Annotated in this window: 9 protein-coding genes; 5 read left to right on the top strand and 4 right to left on the bottom strand. The window is 38.2% G+C overall.

Annotated elements, in window-relative coordinates:
* Positions 1-96 precede the first annotated feature (96 nt).
* The 3 genes from STA7437_RS04360 to STA7437_RS04350 all read left to right on the top strand — a co-directional run bounded on the left by STA7437_RS04360 (position 97) and on the right by STA7437_RS04350 (position 3,405).
* Complete coding sequence (locus tag STA7437_RS04360; RefSeq protein ID WP_015192159.1) at positions 97-1,560, top strand: aminotransferase class I/II-fold pyridoxal phosphate-dependent enzyme; 1,464 nt, start codon at positions 97-99, stop codon at positions 1,558-1,560.
* Between the two features lie 255 nt (positions 1,561-1,815).
* A complete protein-coding gene (gene cbiT, locus STA7437_RS04355) occupies positions 1,816-2,406 on the top strand; it encodes a precorrin-6Y C5,15-methyltransferase subunit CbiT (protein WP_015192158.1) in 591 nt (196 codons plus the stop codon).
* Between the two features lie 123 nt (positions 2,407-2,529).
* Positions 2,530-3,405 carry a phosphatidate cytidylyltransferase gene (locus STA7437_RS04350; protein ID WP_015192157.1) on the top strand — a complete coding sequence of 292 codons (876 nt, stop codon included), beginning with the start codon at positions 2,530-2,532 and terminating at the stop codon, positions 3,403-3,405.
* A gap of 93 nt (positions 3,406-3,498) precedes the next feature.
* Here the strand turns inward: STA7437_RS04350 and ppsA are convergent, their stop codons facing one another.
* Complete coding sequence (ppsA, locus tag STA7437_RS04345; RefSeq protein ID WP_015192156.1) at positions 3,499-6,003, bottom strand: phosphoenolpyruvate synthase; 2,505 nt, start codon at positions 6,001-6,003, stop codon at positions 3,499-3,501.
* An 832-nt stretch (positions 6,004-6,835) separates the two neighbouring features.
* Between ppsA and STA7437_RS04340 the strand changes: the two genes are divergently transcribed.
* Both STA7437_RS04340 and STA7437_RS04335 read left to right on the top strand, forming a co-directional pair.
* Positions 6,836-9,253 carry a sucrose synthase gene (locus tag STA7437_RS04340; RefSeq protein WP_015192155.1) on the top strand — a complete coding sequence of 806 codons (2,418 nt, stop codon included), beginning with the start codon at positions 6,836-6,838 and terminating at the stop codon, positions 9,251-9,253.
* Positions 9,254-9,639: 386 nt separating this feature from the next.
* A complete protein-coding gene (locus tag STA7437_RS04335; RefSeq protein WP_041619751.1) occupies positions 9,640-10,059 on the top strand; it encodes a DUF29 domain-containing protein in 420 nt (139 codons plus the stop codon).
* A gap of 153 nt (positions 10,060-10,212) precedes the next feature.
* On the opposite strand, the gene STA7437_RS04330 is transcribed toward STA7437_RS04335, so the two are convergent.
* Genes STA7437_RS04330 through STA7437_RS04320 form a run of 3 tightly spaced genes read right to left on the bottom strand, consistent with a single transcriptional unit; the run spans position 10,213 to position 14,617 of the window.
* A complete protein-coding gene (locus STA7437_RS04330; RefSeq protein ID WP_150109033.1) occupies positions 10,213-11,742 on the bottom strand; it encodes an iron uptake porin in 1,530 nt (509 codons plus the stop codon).
* Positions 11,743-11,765: 23 nt separating this feature from the next.
* Positions 11,766-12,770 carry a phosphotransferase family protein gene (locus STA7437_RS04325; protein WP_015192152.1) on the bottom strand — a complete coding sequence of 335 codons (1,005 nt, stop codon included), beginning with the start codon at positions 12,768-12,770 and terminating at the stop codon, positions 11,766-11,768.
* A gap of 44 nt (positions 12,771-12,814) precedes the next feature.
* Positions 12,815-14,617 carry an ABC transporter ATP-binding protein gene (locus STA7437_RS04320; RefSeq protein WP_015192151.1) on the bottom strand — a complete coding sequence of 601 codons (1,803 nt, stop codon included), beginning with the start codon at positions 14,615-14,617 and terminating at the stop codon, positions 12,815-12,817.
* Positions 14,618-14,619 lie beyond the last annotated feature (2 nt).

The following is a 14,619-nucleotide window of genomic DNA, read 5'->3' as shown; positions in this document are numbered from 1 at the left end:
ATTAAAAAGATATCTTTATCAAGAAAAAACTAGGTCACAAACTAAAAATATTCAGCTAAAAAAATATTTTTTTTGGTTTAAACTAGCTCAAAGATCATGAAAATATCAAATTTTTCTTGCCTTTCTCAATCTCAAACTCCTCTCGTTGATTGCTTGAAAAGTTTATCGCAACAACCTGATGCTGCATTTTATGCACCAGGACATAAAAAAGGACAAGGAATTGCTAGTAATTTGACTGATATTTTGGGAAATTCGGTATTTAAAGTAGATTTACCAGAATTACCTCAATTAGATAATTTATTTGCGCCAGAAGGAGTAATTAAGGAAGCACAACATTTAGCAGCAGAACTTTTTGGCGCACAACAAACTTGGTTTTTGATTAATGGTTCTACTTGCGGAATTATCGCAGCAATTTTAGCTACTTGTAAAACAGGGGATAAAATCATTCTACCGCGAAACATTCATCAATCTGCGATCGCGGGTTTAATTCTTTCTGGTGCGATACCCATTTTTATTAATCCCGAATATGATTCTCAACAAGATTTAGCTTACAGTATTACTTCAGTAAGTCTAAAACAAACCCTACAGCAACATCCAGATACCAAAGCAGTAATGGTGTTATATCCCACCTATCAAGGAGTTGGTGGAGATTTAGCGGCGATCGCTCAAATTACTCATCAGTATGATATTCCTTTGCTCGTTGATGAGGCACATGGAGCGCATTTTGCTTTTCATCCCGATTTACCTCCTTCTGCTTTGAGTTTGGGTGCAGACTTAACCGTACAATCAACTCATAAGGTTTTAAGTGCCATGACTCAAGCTTCGATGCTGCATCTACAAGGTAATCGAATAGCACCAAGTAGAATTAGTCAAGCTTTACAGTTATTACAATCAACCAGTCCCAATTATATTTTGTTAGCCTCCCTCGATGCTGCCAGACAACAAATGGCCTTATCAGGCGATCGCTTGATGAATCAAACTTTAGAGTTAGCAGCAATAGCTCGAAAACAATTGTCCGCCATACCAGGAATATCATGTTTAGAATTGATCCCTAGTCCTGGTTTTAGCTATCTCGATCCAACCAGACTAACAGTTAACGTTACTCAACTAGGTTTAACTGGGTATGAAGCGGATGAAATTTTAGATCAACAGTTAGGAGTAACTGCGGAACTACCCTTATTAAAACATCTGACCTTCATCATTTCCCTCGGTAATACCACTGAAGACATTAATCAGCTAGTTAATGCGTTTAAAACTCTCTCCCTTTCTCCTTCCCCCTTTATTCATTTTTCTCCTACTCCCCTCTTCTCCCTTGCCCCTCTTTCTCTTTCCCCTAGAGAAGCTTTTTTTGCTACTAGTGAAACTATTGCTATTAAAAAGTCTAGCGGACGCATTTGTGCCGAATTAATTTGTCCCTATCCACCAGGAATTCCAATTTTGATGCCAGGAGAAATTATTACCTCCGAAGCGATCGATTATTTACAAACAGTTCTTACTCTCGGTGGTAAAATTTCAGGTTGTAGCGATCCTAATTTAACCACGATTCAAGTTATTAATTAATGAGATTGAAGTTACGGAAAATCCTAGCTCTACAATTAATAACAAACATCTTTGATAATTCTACAGATAACTGATGTACGGGCGAAGGTTGGTTCGCAAGGGGCTGTCTCTGGAAAAAACCTCCAGAACGGGGTTCATGAACTGCGCCATACGATGACGCAGACGACCCCTTGTTTATACACCCCGCCCCTACTGATAACTATAGAGACGTTCCATGGAACGTCTCTACTGATAACTGATAACTGATAACTGAATATGCTTTGGCCTTATAATACTCCCGGTATTCCTGATAACTTATTTGAGCAATTACCTGGCATTCCTCTAAGTAAAAGAGAAGTGAGATTGCTGTTAATTTCTTCACTCAGAATGAAACCTGATTCCGTCTTGTGGGATATTGGAGCAGGTACAGGTACTATTCCTGTAGAAATTGGTTTACTTTGTCCTCAAGGAAAAATTATTGCCGTAGAAAGAGATGAAGAAGTAGCTAATTTGATCAAAAGAAACTGCAATCTGTTTGATGTCAATAATATTCAAGTTATTGAAGGTAGTGCGCCTGATTGTTTACAAAAATTAGCCCCTTTACCAGATAGGATTTGTCTTGAAGGAGGTAAACCAATTAAGGATATTATTTTACAAGCTTGGGAATACTTACAGCCAGGAGGAAGAATTGTAGCTACAGCAAGTAACCTAGAAAGCTTATATACTATTTCTGAAGGTTTAGCTCAATTGCAAGCGCGTAACATTGAAGTAGTCCAATCAGCAGTCAATCGTTTAGAAACTCGCGGGATTCATCAAGTTTTTGCAGCAGTTAATCCGATGTTTATTTTAAGCGGAGAAAAATTATAAGTTAAAGAATTTCGGATTTAGCAAAAATTGTGCTTAAGATATATCAGTAATTTGTTAACCTTTTCTAATAATTCTCTTAACTTTTACCGCACTTAATTTAGCGGTCGTTGGTTAAATATCCCTATGCTTTGGTCTCGTGTTTTGAGTGGAATAGTAGCGATCGCTCTAGCTCTAGGAATGATTGTTCTAGGCGGATGGTATTTTAGTCTAGGTATTGGTATTTTAATTTTTTTAGCCCAACTGGAATATTTTCGCTTGGTTCGAGCTAAGGGAATTGAACCTGCTGCCAAAACGACTTTAGTAGTCTCTCAGTTACTGCTAATTACTGCTGCTGTTGCCCCTAATTTAACTGATGCAATGTTTCCCTTAGCAGGGACTTTTATTTGTTTTTACTTACTCTTTCAACCTAAAATAGCGACGATCGCAGATATTTCTAGCTCGATTTTGGGTTTATTTTATGGCGGATATCTTCCTAGTTATTGGGTACGTTTGCGAGTCAGTTTACCCAATACAATTAGTAACAGTAATCTTCCTTTTGATGGATATTGGCCTGATTCTTGGACAGATCCTAGTAAATTTCCTTTTGCTTTAACGCTCACGTTTTTAGTCATGGCTTGTATTTGGGCAGCAGATATTGGTGCTTATACAATGGGAAAACATTTTGGTCGTACTAGATTATCAGAAATCAGTCCTAAAAAAACCGTAGAAGGGGCTATTTTTGGTGTACTAGGTAGTTTAATAGTGGCGGAAGTGGGTGCTTGGTATTTTCATTTACCTGCTTGGCAGTTTAGTGGTTTGTTGTTAGGGACATTAATTGGGATTTCTAGTCTTTTAGGAGATTTAACTGAATCAATGATGAAGCGAGATGCAGGGGTTAAAGATTCGGGGCAATTAATTCCTGGGCATGGAGGTATTTTAGATCGTACTGATAGTTATGTGTTTACTGCTCCTTTAGTTTATTATTTTGTAACTTTATTATTACCTTTACTTGCTAATTGAACAGTTATTTGTAATTTCTGTATTATTTAATAATGTAGAGGCAATTCATGAATTACCTCTACCCAATCTCAATTATTGAGAATTACTTCAGTTTTAATTTTGAACTTTCGATTCTACCTCCGCAAGATCTAGATAAGTTTTCAAGACAGAATCAGGATTCAAACTAATCGAATCAATACCCAATTCAACTAAGAAACGAGCAAATTCTGGATAATCACTAGGTGCTTGACCGCAAATACCGATTTTACGACCATTTTTCTTCGCTTTTTCAATTACCATCCTGACCATTTGTTTAACTGCTTGGTTGCGTTCGTCAAAAATATGAGCAACTAACGCAGAATCTCGGTCTAATCCTAGAGTTAATTGAGTTAGATCGTTTGAACCAATCGAGAAACCGTCAAAGATTTCACTGAATTCATCCGCGAGGATGACGTTACTGGGTACTTCGCACATGACGTAAATTTGTAACTCGTTTTCACCTCGTTTCAAGCCGTATTTTGCCATTTCTTCGAGAACTTTACGTCCTTCATCGGGAGTCCGACAGAAAGGAATCATCGGGATTAGATTAGTTAAACCCATTTCGTCTCGAACTCGTTTGAGTGCCTGACATTCCAAACCAAAAGCTTGATTGTATTTTGGATCGTAGTAACGAGATGCGCCACGCCAACCAATCATCGGGTTTTCTTCTTTGGGTTCAAATTGTTTGCCACCGAGAAGATTAGCATATTCATTACTCTTGAAGTCCGACATCCTGACAATTACAGGTTTGGGATAAAATGCTGCTGCAATATTACCAATACCTTGGGTCAATTTATCAACGAAGAAATCAGGTTTATGGTCATAAAGACGAGTTAGTTGGGCAATTTCGTGTTTAACGCAGGTATCTTCTAATTGAGCGAAGTGCATCAAAGCTAGAGGATGGACTTTGATGTGATTGGCAATAATAAACTCTAGTCTGGCTAAACCAACTCCGTCACAGGGAATTGCAGCTAAACTAAAGGCTTCTTCAGGGTTGCCAATATTCATCAAAATTTGGGTACGCAGTTGCGGTAAGTTATCTAGTTTAGTTTCTTCTACTTCAAAGGGAACTAAACCTTCATAAACTTTGCCTTCTTCTCCTTCGGAACAGGATACAGTTACAGGTTGACCAGTTTTAATGTTGCCTGTTGCGGTACTGCAACCAACGATCGCAGGTATTCCCATTTCACGGGCAATAATAGCAGCGTGACAGGTTCTTCCGCCTTGGTTGGTGACGATCGCACTGGCTTTTTTCATGATCGGTTCCCAGTCAGGATCGGTTCTATTGGTGACTAAAACTTCTCCTGGTTGGAATTGATCGATTTTGTGAACGTCTAAAATAACACGAGCCGATCCTTGTCCGATACTTTCTCCAACTGCACGTCCAGTAACTAAAACGTTACTCGTTCCGTTTAACTTATAGTTGCGTAGAACATTTTCCGTTTTTTGGGATTGGACAGTTTCGGGACGAGCTTGGACGATAAAGAGTTCTCCTGTTTGTCCATCCTTTGCCCATTCGATGTCCATTGGGGTGTAAGTATTACGGACTTGGGAATAATGGTCTTCAATAATACAAGCCCATTTGGCTAGGGTTAGAACTTCTTCATCGCTAATAGCATACTTGCATCTTTCGGACTCAGAGACAGAAACATTTTTCGTTAATTTGGTGCCTCCCACATCGTAAATCATTTTGATTTCTTTGCTACCCAATCGTTTGGATAGAATGGGCTGAAAACCTTGTTGTAGAGTAGGTTTAAAGACAAAGAATTCATCGGGGTTGACTGCGCCTTGAACAACATTTTCGCCTAATCCATAAGCAGCAGTGACTAAGGCAGCGTTTTTAAAACCTGTTTCGGTATCAATCGAAAACATGACCCCAGAAGAGGCAAGATCTGACCGCACCATCTTTTGTACGCCGACGGAGAGAGCAATGTCAAAATGATCGAAACCTTTAATCGTTCGATAGGAAATAGCTCGGTCTGTAAAAATAGAAGCAAAACATTTATGACACGATTCTAGGACGTTTTTAACTCCGTTGACGTTGAGATAGGTTTCTTGTTGTCCTGCAAAACTAGCATCGGGTAAGTCTTCAGCCGTGGCACTAGAACGGACAGCGACATCGACATCGTAACTGAATTCTCGACATTTATCTCGATATTCGGAGTCAAAGCGATCGCAAAAATCGGCTCTCGCTCCATAGCGTTCACAAAGTTTAAAATAAGCCGTAGAAATAGCTAATTCTAATTCTTCTGGAAAAGGAGTATTAAGAATTAACGCTCTAGCTTGTTTACCTCTAATTCGCAGATTGTTAACATCGTCTACATCTAAATCAGCAAAAATCTGCCTTAATTTTGGCTCTAATTCTGCTTGAGTAATAAAATAACGATAAGCATAAGCAGTAGTAGCAAATCCTGTAGGAACATTCACTCCCTTGGGAGTGAGTTGTTGAATCATTTCCCCTAATGAAGCGTTTTTGCCTCCAACTAAAGGAATATCTTGAATGCCTACTTCTTCAAACCACAGCACAAAAGATATTTCTTTGTTGGTTGATTGGTGCTTGTCTGTAGCGATATTAATCATAAAAGCTTCCCCTTTTGAGTCAAAGCGCGATCTCAGCGAAGCTGAGGCACTTCGTGATCGCACAGTTTTCAAACTTTTGATTACTAACCTACTTGAGAAATTATCTCTACAAAATCTCTTTTGTTTGGCGAATAACTATTAAAAAATAACCCATTAATTAGATTGCTTCGACAATTTATTGAGTTGTTTTTAGCTGTTTTTCTTGGTGATTCAGTTGTCTTACAATTAATAGATTAACAGGTTGTTGTTGGATGAGGGAAGATTTCTTTACAAAAAATCAAACAAAAAATTATTCAAATTTTATTAATCCAAAATTCTGAAACTTTTTTAGTAATATTTAGTTAATTTTAATAGTAAATTAAGAAATTTGTTTAAATATTTTGATATAATTAATAATCGCTTAAAAAAGCTAAAATATTTATGTCTGCTAAAGTACATCTGATCGTAGTTCAAATTTTCTAAGTGCTAAACGGTCATCAAGAATTAAGATGTCTGCTAGATAACAATTTGCATCAAGAGGTCAATTTTCTTAGTATATATAAATACAAAAAACTAAGCGATCGCTTTGGTTGAACTGATTTAGATTGAAGAAAATATTAAACAATCCCATATCTTTTTGAGGATGTAGAATCTGTTTAGATATAGTTGGACTTAATGAGCGTTTATTTTTTGATTTTTTAAGCTGTTTTTCTTTCCTGAGATAGAATTATGCAGCTTGATCAATAAGATAAATTAAGAAACAAAACTTAAACTAGAAAAAATTCAAATCTCTCCATATTTGAATTAAGACCTCAATAGATTTGTAAGCAGTAAACTAAGGAAGCAATAATTTATGTCCTATTTGATTGAAGCAGTTTTAAATTCTGAAGAAAAAAATAATTTAAGAGAATTTATCAGTCAGTTACAAGAATCTGACCAGCGATATTTATTGCGTAATGAAATTTTAAGTTCCTTTGATTCATTTAGCACTACAAAAAGCGAAGCACAGCCATATTTTTCTTCTAACTTAGGAAAGTTAATTTACTACACACAAGAGATAATTCTCGAAAAAGAAAGCATTTGTCTGATTATCCGTCCCAAAATCGCCCAACAAGAAGCTTATCGGATTTTTGAAGATTTAAACTACGAAGCGATGACAGTGCAACAGCTACTAGATACACGCGATCGCTTTGTTAATCATTTTCATCCTGACGAAGGAGATGTCTTTGAGATCGATTTTCGACCATTTTATGATTATTCACCAACGATCCGCGACCCTAAAAATATTGGCAGAGGGGTACAATTTCTCAATCGTTATCTTTCTAGTAAAATCTTTCAAGACCCGAATCAATGGTTAGAAGCCCTTTATAGCTTTTTAAGTCTTCATAGTTATAACGGCAATACTCTACTAATTAACGGTAGAATCAAAGACCGCAAACAATTAAGCGATCGCATTAAACAAGCTTTAAATCTAGTCAGTGGATTTCCTAAATCCAAACCTTATGAAGAATTCCGCTTTGAATTACAAAATTTTGGTTTTGAACCGGGTTGGGGTAACACGGCAGGTAGAGTAAGAGAAACCTTAGAAATTCTTGACGAGTTAATTGACTCTCCCGACTACAAAGTTCTAGAAGATTTCCTCTCTCGTATTCCCATGATCTTTCGGATCGTGTTGGTATCGGTTCATGGATGGTTTGCCCAAGAAGGAGTTTTAGGTCGTCCTGACACTGGTGGACAAGTAGTTTATGTCCTGGATCAAGCAAGAAGTCTAGAAAAACAACTACAAGAAGATATTTCTTTAGCTGGTTTAGATAGTCTCAACATTGAACCCAAAGTTATCATTCTCACTCGTCTGATCCCCAATAGTGATGGAACTCGTTGTAACGAACGATTAGAAAAAGTTCACGGTACAGACAACGGTTGGATTTTGCGTGTACCGTTGCGAGAATTCAACCCCAACATGACTCAAAATTGGATTTCTCGTTTTGAAATTTGGCCTTATTTAGAAACCTACGCTGTCGATGCCGAAAAAGAACTCTATCAAGAATTTCGAGGTATTCCCGATTTAATTATTGGTAATTATTCTGATGGAAACCTGGTTTCTTTTCTACTTGCCCGCAGATTAAAAGTTACTCAGTTTACGATTGCCCATGCCTTAGAGAAGTCTAAATATTTATTTAGTAACTTGTACTGGCAAGACTTAGAACCTAACTATCATTTTTCTCTACAATTTACCGCCGATTTAATTGCTATGAATGCTGCTAATTGTATTATTAGCAGTACATATCAGGAAATTGCTGGCAGAAGTGATAGCGTAGGACAATACGAATCCTACGATAATTTCACCATGCCAGATTTGTATCACGTTGTTAATGGCATTGAATTATTTTCACCCAAGTTTAATATCGTTCCTCCAGGAGTTAACGAGAACGTTTACTTCCCCTATACTCGTAGCGAGGATCGCCCTCCTTCTAAAATAGAAAAATTAGAAGAATTACTTTTTAGCACAGAAGACCCTAGTTTTATCTTTGGTAAGTTAGAAGATCCTGGTAAACGCCCACTCTTTTCAATGGCAAGACTAGACCGCATTAAAAACCTGACGGGTTTGGCAGAATGTTTTGCTAATTCACCAGAATTACAAGAACGTTGTAACCTCATTTTAGTAGCAGGCAAAATTCATGGGGCAGAAACTCAGGATAATGAGGAACGAGAAGAAATTGAAAAAATGTATCGCATCATTGAACAACATAACCTACATGGTAAGATGCGATGGTTAGGTCTTCGTTTACCCAAGAGTGACTCAGGCGAAATTTATCGAGTAATTGCTGACCGCAGAGGGGTATTTGTTCAACCTGCTTTATTTGAAGCCTTTGGTTTGACTATTTTAGAAGCAATGATTTCTGGTTTACCTACCTTTGGCACTCAGTTTGGTGGCCCATTAGAAATTATTCAAGACGGAATTAATGGTTTTTATATTAATCCCACGAATTTAGAAGAAACCGCTAGTAAAATCTTAGAATTTGTTTCTAAATGTGATCAAAACCCCGATTATTGGCATGAAATATCTAATCAAGGTATCGAAAGGGTTTATAGTACCTATACCTGGAAAATTCACACTACTAAATTGCTTTCTTTAGCTCGTATTTATGGTTTTTGGAATTATACTTCTAAAGAAAAGCGAGAAGACTTGTTGCGTTACATTGAAGCTTTGTTTTATTTGATTTATAAGCCAAGGGCGAAAGAATTGTTAGAACAACATTGGCAACGTTAAAACAAAATTAATTCCTAAGGTGGGCATTTGCCCACTCTACTGTTGTTAAATATAGTGATGTTATTGGTGGGGGAAGGCAGGAGGTAAAAAGTAAAAATGTAGAGACGTAACATGTTACGTCTGTACAAAAGTAAAAAGTAGAGACGTGTCTTGGTGAGCGTTCCTTTGCGCCCGCAGGTGAGCCAGCGCGGTCTTGGGGTATCCCCAAGTGGAGCGACTGGCGTGGCGCAGGGTCTCACCGCAACATGTTACGTCTGTAACCATAGCGCGAAGCTGAAGGATCAAAGGCAGAAGGCAGGAGGAAAAGACAAGTTAGAAGCAAGTAAGTTTATTTAGATGGATTAATGGACTTGATCTTAAATAGAAGTTTGGTAATCAAAAAAAACATGATTGAAGAAAGCTACGAATTATGCTTAGATAAACAAATTGAACTATTGCGATCGCGTAATTTTTCTGAATTAAACATAGAATATTTAATCGAGGAATTAGAAGGTTTGAATAAAAGCAATGAGAGAGAACTAGAAAGTTATCTTATTGTTTTAATTGCTCATTTATTGAAATGGGAATATCAACCTTCTTTACAATGCGGTAGTTGGCGTGGCTCAATTATAAATAGTCGCAATCGTATTGCTAAACTTTTGAAACAACAACCATCTTTAAAAAGAAAATTACCAGAAATAATTCCTGAAGCTTACATCGAAGCAAAAGAATGGGCAAGTGAAGAAACAGGAATGAAAATAACTTTATTTCCTCTCAATTGTCCTTATGAAGAATCAAAATTACTTGATAAAAGTTGGTTACCTTGATCTTTGACCACTTTAGAAAATATAGCAGTTTTCACGCTCTATGAGATACATCCGTTCGAGACTGGTTTTTGTTGATTATTAATGGTTAATTGTTAATTGATAACTGGTAACTAATACTGGTGTACCTTAATAAGAAACGCTATCTTTATTCAATTAAAAACTGAAAGTTGTGCGGATCGTACCGATGTAGATTGTATCATTGTTGCTGTTATGCTCAGGATTAGTAATTACAAACATACCAGGCGTGATGGCAATATTATCATTGAGTGGCAATTGATAAAAAGCTTCAATGTGTAAAGAAGTGTCTGGATCTTCAAAATCTTCACCAAAACTATTATCGATGACTTTAGGCGGTTGACCAAAGATCAATCCTGCAACACTGCCTTCTGTTCCAACATCTTCCAGAGCTAAAAAGGCTGTCCAAGTTAAAATATCTGCTTCGGGGTTTTCTGATAAATCTTTGGCGTTTGCTTCTAAATAACCAATTCGTCCGCCAATATTAAAAGTAGGGGTAATAGCGATCGCAGCCTCTGCTCCATAGGCATTAGCTTTGATAGCATCAGAACTATCGTTAAAAGGATTGCCTGTTAGTCTGCTACCTGTTCCCGTATTAAAACTGTTGTAAGAATTAGTGTAGGTCAAGCTAAAAGCTAAGGAATCTAGGGGAGTAAAAGTAACTTGTGCGATCGCAGCAAAAGGGCCATAGAAAAGACCCGCTTCTGGATCTTCAGAATCAATAGCGACATAAGCAGTAGAAAAATTGATTGCATCGCTAAAATCGTGAGATATTCCCAATCCCGCCCCTTCTCCTTGGCGACGAATCGGATTTTCTCGTCCAAAGGTGGAAATAGAACCATCGCTACTACCACTAAACCAACGACTAACTGTCGGAACGTAGTCACCTAAACCTTCACCTCCCGTACTGAGAGTTATGCTAGTTTGTTGACCAAGCAGAAACTGATATCCTAATTCATCAATTTCAAATTGTTCTCCATCATCACCATCAAATCCTAAATTAGACATTTGTGTGCCTGTGACTTCTTCCAATTCAGCAACTTGACGTGATTGCAGACGAACTTTTAATTCATCTTTGCCAGTAAAACTACTTTCTAGAGTTAAACGAACACGATTGCCTAAAGCCACATTTTCCTCTACCGATTCACCACTGCCATCAGCTTTGTTTCCGCCAATAGCAACCAATGGTGCAAAAATCACTTCGCCTTCGAGTTCGAGGTTGGGTGAAAATTGTTGGTTTTCTAGAGTTGTGACTCTAGTTTCTAGTTGTTCTATCTTGTTACCTAATCTTGTTAGTTGAGGAGAAAACTCCGATTGCAAACGTTGAATTGTTGCTAAGGTATCGCGCTCAATCTGTGTGTCTAAACTTTCAATATTTTGTAAACAATTATTAAGAGCGACAGCAAATTCGTTGCGAGTCAAGGTCTGATTCCCGCGATAAGAACCATCGGGAAAACCTGAAATACAGCCATATCGCTCTACTAAAGAACGTAATGCTTCATATGCCCAGTCATCAGGACTGACATCTGATAGTTGTGAAACTGAGGGAATTTGAGAAGAATAATCTTGGACTTTTCTGATTGAAGATGCTGTGGCTGGAGTGACATTAATCAACATTAAAAGACTACTAAAAATAATTAAACGAAATTTTCCCTCTTGATTCATCATTGATCCTTTTTCAATAATCTCCTTTAGCGCAAACGCTGTTCACACAGTTCTAAAATTGCTTCTGTAAAAGAACTACGGTCGCTAATTTGGGTACTAATGTAAATATGTCTTACTAGTGTCAGCGTGGTATAAGATTGTATCCCTAAACGAATCGCTTCTCCATGAAACTGAATAAATCTTTCTGCCATAGCTGCTTCTCGATCCGCTAAAGCATTGGGATTGCCTAAAATACGAAGACTATACTCAGTTATATGAGCGATAAAATTACCGATGTCGAGAGCAGGATTGCCCTGACAATAAAGATCTAGGTCGATCAAATAAAGATGCTCGCCATTGACAATAACTTGGTCGCCATAAAAATCCCTGTGAATACCGCACTGTGATAGTTCTGGAGTATTAGCCCCTAAGCGATCGCACTTTGATAAAATCTGTTCTAACCGTTTTTCCCACTGGGGATATTGTTGAGCTACTTGAGGAAGACGCTCATGTAAAATGTTTAATTCGTCGCTCATAGTGTGACAACGACGGGTAAAAATACCAGTTTGATGTAGTTTATGGGCAGCTTCAGCAATTTTAGAAGCGATCGCAACACCTTCTGTTCCAGGTAATAAATCAGTAGCAATCGTTCCTGGCACTTTTTTTTGTAACCACATCTGCCATTCGGGAATGATACCTAGAGGTTCAGGTACAGAGATACCATCGCTACTATCTTCTGAAAATCCTGCCTGCCAAAGCGATCGCTGTAGTTCGTAGCTGTGGTGGTCTAGTCCTTTTGCTCTTGCTTTGCCAATTATCACCAGAGATTGGGTGTCAACTGTTAATTCATAAGCGATCGCACAACGTCGTCCGAGTTTATGGCGAATGACACGAATAGCATGAAGTTGAATATTTTTGAATTGATTGAATAATGCTTTGGTCAAGTATTTTTGTACTTTAATTGGATTGAGTGCCTCTGCTAGAAAAGGCATTTTCGGATCGTTCGCGCTATTAAAAGGATCGCTAACAAAAACGTTTGAGGCTAACACCATTTTTTTTACTTTTTACTTTTGTACAGACGTAATATATTACGTCTCTACTTAACTGCCGATTGCATTTGATAAAGGGCTGCATAACGACCATTGCTACGAAGCAACTGTGAGTGACTGCCTTGCTCTTTTATTTGTCCACCTTCTAAATAAATAATTAAATCGGCACGGGTAGCCAGATGAAGATCGTGAGTAATGATAAAAGTTGTGCGGTTTTGGGCAAGTCTTTGTAAAGCTTCAATGACAACCTGTTCGTTTTCTTTATCTAAACCAGTAGTAGGTTCATCAAGAATCAGAATTGGTGCTTGACGAATAGCAGCACGAGCGATCGCAATTCTTTGTCTTTGTCCTCCTGAGAGGGTTGCACCGCGTTCTCCTACCACTGTATCGTAGCCTTGGGGAAGTGCAGTAATAAATTGATGAGCATTGGCAAGTTTGGCAGCAGCGATAATCTCATCTTCGCTGACATCAACCCCATAGGCAATATTTTCGCGGATGGTAGCAGCAAATAAAAGACTATCCTGTAAAACGGTACTTATTTGCGATCGCATAGAATCTAAGGTGTATTCTCGCAGATCTCGTCCGTCGATTTTTACTGCACCAGAAATAGGATCGTAAAGACGCATTAGTAAGCTAACTAGAGTAGATTTCCCACCGCCAGAAGTTCCCACAATGGCTACTTGTTGTCCTGCTTGTACTTTTAAATTGATATTGTTTAACAGGATTTGGTTAGGTTCGTAACCAAAACTAACGCGCTCAAATTCCACATCACCACGAAAAGAAGGTGCAGTAATTGCACCAGGCAAATCTTGAACATCGGGAGTTTCTTCTAAAACATCTAAGATTCTTTCTCCCGAAGCAGCAGCTTTGGCTAATCTTCCCGTATATTTGGCAAAATTCTGGACTGGTTTAAAGGCATTCTTCAGATAGGTAAGAAATACTAGTACATCTCCAGGAGTGAGGGCATCTCGCAATGCTAGCCATGAGCCGTACCATAGTACTACTGCTGTACCAATAGCAATGACCACATCAACTGTTCGCTCTAGGTGAGAAGCCAATTGTTGAGTTTGGACACTTTCATTAAGACTACTTTGATTTTGTCGAGCAAAAATTTGAGCAAATGGTTCTTGAAGAGAAAGAGCTTTGACTAGTTTGATCGCAGCAATAGACTCGGCAGCGGTAGCAGCTACTGCACCTTCTTGCTTACGTTGTTTTAGAGAAGATTCCCGAATACGTTCGCTTAAACGAGTTGCTAGTAAACCAAACCAAGGCAGTGTGATTAAGGAAAGCAGCGTTAAATCGCGATCAATCCAGAACATCACCACTAACATCCCAAACAAAGTCAAAATGCTAACTAATAGGGGTAAGGCTGCCGTAATTAAAATTTCCTGTAGTCTACTAGCATCGCTACTAACTCTGACAATCAGATCACCGCTTCTGGCTTTAGTATGATAGGAAAGAGAAAGATTTTGTAAATGGCGGTAAAGATGTTCGCGTACTTCAGCGATAACACGACTTCCTACTAAAGCTAAACTGATCGTACTCCAGTAAGCAGCAAGAGCGCGCAGTGCAGGAATTGCGATCGCAGCAAGAGCGGAAAAAGTTAGTAACCAAACAGGAGTGAGGTTATTCAGTAAGGGTAGGTTTGCAGGTGGTTGATTTTGAATCAAAACGTAATCAAACACAAACTTGAGAGGCCAAGGTTCGAGAACGCGCAGCCCTACATCAGCAATTAAAGCAATTCCACTAATAAGTATTAATTTTTGCTGTTTGCGAATGTAAGGAGAGAAATAACGCAAAACCCTCCATAGTCCAGGAATAGACTTTTGTAAAGATTTGCTCGCTGCCATTG

The sequence above is a fragment of the Stanieria cyanosphaera PCC 7437 genome, from assembly GCF_000317575.1.
In the GTDB taxonomy this organism is placed as follows: domain Bacteria; phylum Cyanobacteriota; class Cyanobacteriia; order Cyanobacteriales; family Xenococcaceae; genus Stanieria; species Stanieria cyanosphaera.
The sequence above is the reverse complement of the archived record's forward strand: the minus strand, read 5'-3'. Positions and strand labels throughout refer to the sequence as shown.

What these genes read in the sequence shown, in the direction of transcription:
- STA7437_RS04360 (WP_015192159.1), top strand. Translation starts at nt 97, where the DNA reads ATGAAAATATCAAATTTTTCTTGCCTTTCTCAATCTCAAACTCCTCTC.
- cbiT (WP_015192158.1), top strand. Translation starts at nt 1,816, where the DNA reads ATGCTTTGGCCTTATAATACTCCCGGTATTCCTGATAACTTATTTGAG.
- STA7437_RS04350 (WP_015192157.1), top strand. Translation starts at nt 2,530, where the DNA reads ATGCTTTGGTCTCGTGTTTTGAGTGGAATAGTAGCGATCGCTCTAGCT.
- ppsA (WP_015192156.1), bottom strand. Translation starts at nt 6,003, where the DNA reads ATGATTAATATCGCTACAGACAAGCACCAATCAACCAACAAAGAAATA.
- STA7437_RS04340 (WP_015192155.1), top strand. Translation starts at nt 6,836, where the DNA reads ATGTCCTATTTGATTGAAGCAGTTTTAAATTCTGAAGAAAAAAATAAT.
- STA7437_RS04335 (WP_041619751.1), top strand. Translation starts at nt 9,640, where the DNA reads ATGATTGAAGAAAGCTACGAATTATGCTTAGATAAACAAATTGAACTA.
- STA7437_RS04330 (WP_150109033.1), bottom strand. Translation starts at nt 11,742, where the DNA reads ATGATGAATCAAGAGGGAAAATTTCGTTTAATTATTTTTAGTAGTCTT.
- STA7437_RS04325 (WP_015192152.1), bottom strand. Translation starts at nt 12,770, where the DNA reads ATGGTGTTAGCCTCAAACGTTTTTGTTAGCGATCCTTTTAATAGCGCG.
- STA7437_RS04320 (WP_015192151.1), bottom strand. Translation starts at nt 14,617, where the DNA reads ATGGCAGCGAGCAAATCTTTACAAAAGTCTATTCCTGGACTATGGAGG.